The organism is Sphaerospermopsis reniformis, assembly GCF_005402885.1.
In the GTDB taxonomy this organism is placed as follows: domain Bacteria; phylum Cyanobacteriota; class Cyanobacteriia; order Cyanobacteriales; family Nostocaceae; genus Sphaerospermopsis; species Sphaerospermopsis kisseleviana.
The window spans coordinates 1-3,146 of the sequence record NZ_BJCE01000379.1; the positions used below are offsets into that span (position 1 = coordinate 1).

Below are 3,146 nucleotides of genomic sequence, written 5' to 3' on the forward strand. Positions count from 1 at the left end.
TATTGAAGCAGAAATGCCAAATATTATTCTGGAATTTTTACCACCTTATAGTCCAGATTATAATTTAATTGAACTGGTATGGCATTCAGCGAAAGAATATATAGCCCACAGATTATTTGAATCAGTAAAACAGTTAGAAGAATTATTAAATAAATTGCTAAACGAAGGAGGTCTTATTATTAAATGGGAGCGCAAAGTTAAAAATAAAGGTAATGCTGTTTATTCGATTTAGCTGCACAACAGCTTACTTTTACGCTGTCTTTACCACTCGTTTCCACAGTAAACAAGTAATTTCTACTATCATTGATGTGATCATAGCTATAGCTGCGGCTATTGCTCCCTTCATTCCTTTATTAATAGCTAAACTGGCAATTATTAATAAAGTTCCTGTTGCTAACCATGTGGATAGATTAACATGACCTGTACGATTTTCACTTACTAAAAAACCTTGTGTTGCATTTTGCAAAGCTACAAATAATGGCACAATGGCACATATTAAAAGTACAGGTTTGATGCTATTTGCAAGGGTAAGATCATTACCGATAAAACTTTGAACTATGCGATCGCCTATGGGTGTTACACTCATCAATAATAATAATGTCGAACAAACTGCACCTACGCTAATAGCAAAAGTCAAAAGTTGGCGATCGCTCACTTGATGGCGATATTTAATTACCATTTGTTGTACCATGCGGGTAGAATTAGCAATTACTAATACCAAACCCCACGCAGCAGACCAAGCAGCAATAGCAATTGTAGCATCTTGAGCGCGGGCAAGAATACTAATTAATATCGCTCTCCCTCCCCAAACTACCATCATTGTATTTGCTAGGGGGAAATAAAATTTCCATACCTGGGCTAAGTTTTGGGGTAAACCAGGTTTGGTTTCTGTTTCTGGGGGTATGGTTGCTCCACTGCGATAAGCAAAAAATGTTACAGCTACAGCTTCAACTATCACCCCACTAATGAGAGCTATTCCTGCTAAAACACCCCCAGATAGTTGTATTAAAAACCCACTTACCAGAACTAAAGCCAATGTTAAAAGCCTGAAAATACTAGCTATAGCTAACGCACGGGGTTTACCGTGGTAAATTAATAAACCTTGGAAATAACGCCGCCATGCGATCGCAAACGGCCAACCACAAGCTATTAATAATACTTGACTGACTGTAGCCAACATTGCCAAAGGAATACCCAACAAACTCGCACCAACAGAATTAAATATGATAGGTATTCCCAACAAACCTAATAAAAAACTGAGTCCTACACCAGCAAACAAAGTAAAACGCCATAATGCTGCCCTAGATTTTTGTGATCCAGCCAAAGCATTAGCAGCGTGAAGGATCATAATAATAGGACTTTCAAAAAATATTGCCAAAGACTTAGCCGCACCTACAGCCGCTATATTCACCTGAGCATCAGGAAGATAAGCTAAAGTAGTAGTCATCATCGGATCACCACAGGCCATAGTCACATCACTCAGGGATAAAGGCAAAAATTCCCGCCATAAACTCCCTAAACTTATATTTTTAGATGTATATTCTTCTAACTTCATTTCTTACTCTTTGCGTCTTTGCGTCTTTGCGTGAGAAAAAATATTTAAATTTTAAAACTAACCTGCGATTTAACAAGATCCAAAGATACAGGATAAAGCTGAGAAATAGCTGTTACCAGATCGTCACTTTGCAAAATGTGAATATTTTGTCCAGCTAACCAATCGGTATTGTAAACTGTTTCTAGATAGCGATCGCCCCGATCAGGATTTAGTAACAACATAGTTTGAGGCTTGTTAAATCTTTGAGTATCAGCTAAAGCTGTGGCAACAATAGCACCAGTAGAAGCACCTAAAAGCATACCCTCATATTTAGCCAAAGCATGACAGACAGAAAAAGCCACAGCATCATTGACGCTATAAGCAGCGTCTAACACCTGGGGGTCAAAATTGGGGGGAACGAAGGATAAACCCAGTCCTGTCATCTTATAGGGGTGTCTGGGAGTACCAAAAATAGCCGATCCAGCCACATCAACACCAATAATTCTGGTTTGGGGATAATATGTTTTAAAGTAGCGACTAATACCCCCTAATTGACCGGCTGTACTCACACCTATAACTATAGCATCAGGCGCACCCCCGAAAGCGTCAACAATTTCCCGCGCTGTCCAAAGTTCATGAGCATCAGTATTAAGAGGATTTTTATGTTGACATGGATACCAATCGCCTATACCTACGGCTAATTCCTGAGATTTTGTCATTCTCGCTACCTGCATTGAACCTTGAGCATCGGCAGCATTTAAAGGAACTTCAACGAGTTTTGCACCATAAGCAGTAAGCATTCGGCGTATAGTTACAGGTGTTTTTGCATCAATAACAATCATCACCCGATAACCTTTAGTTGCACCAACAATAGCTAAACCGATACCAAAGTTACCAGAACTAGATTCAACAATTGTACCACCGGGACGCAGTAAACCTTGTTTTTATGCTTCGTGAACCAGGTAAGCGGCGTTTTTTTCTTTAATACTTCCACCAGGATTACAAGATTCTAGTTTTAAATATAGATGATGATGTTGACAATGAGGATGGATTTTATTTAACCGCACAATGGGAACTTTACCCAATGCTTCGGTAACGTTTGCAAACAACAGGGATGATGTTAAACTGTTTTTTAGGGTTGGGTTTTGAGAGTAGGTAAGCATTTCAGGAGCTAAATACTGTTCAACTCTTAAAATGACAACCTTATATGAAATGAAGATGAAATTTATAATTTATAATTGACAATTGATAATTGATAATGGGTAAGGGGTGATTTAATAAAAAACTGATGAAATTCTGAACTTCTGAAATTACAAACTTCCCAAAAATCGAATTTCTCAAAAAATCGCAACTTCTCAAAATCGCAACTTCTCAAAAATCCCAACTTCCCAAAAACCGAACTTCTGAAAAATCTGAACTTCCCAAAAATCGCAACTTCCCAAAAATCCAAATTCCTAAAAACCGAACTTTTCCAAAATCAAACTTCTGAAAATCCCAACTTCTGAAAATATGAACTTCCGAAAAATCGCAACTTCCCAAAATCAAACTTCTGAAAATCCCAACTTCCCAAAAATCAAACTTCTGAAAATCCCAACTTCCCAAAAATCAAACT

General features: G+C 38.0%; 2 protein-coding genes and 1 pseudogene. 1 reads left to right on the forward strand and 2 read right to left on the reverse strand.

The annotated features are described in order from the left end of the window. The coding region (locus FFR48_RS26575; RefSeq protein WP_201277687.1) for a transposase at window positions 1-232 on the forward strand (232 nt) is incomplete at its 5' end. 18 nt (window positions 233-250) lie between these two features. Here the strand turns inward: FFR48_RS26575 and FFR48_RS26580 are convergent. Then, complete coding sequence (locus FFR48_RS26580; protein ID WP_137669423.1) at window positions 251-1,555, reverse strand: hypothetical protein; 1,305 nt, start codon at window positions 1,553-1,555, stop codon at window positions 251-253. A gap of 44 nt (window positions 1,556-1,599) precedes the next feature. Further along, window positions 1,600-2,697, reverse strand: a pseudogene (locus FFR48_RS26585) (PLP-dependent cysteine synthase family protein). Between the last annotated feature and the right edge of the window lie 449 nt (window positions 2,698-3,146).

What these genes read in the sequence shown, in the direction of transcription:
- FFR48_RS26580 (WP_137669423.1), bottom strand. Translation starts at nt 1,555, where the DNA reads ATGAAGTTAGAAGAATATACATCTAAAAATATAAGTTTAGGGAGTTTA.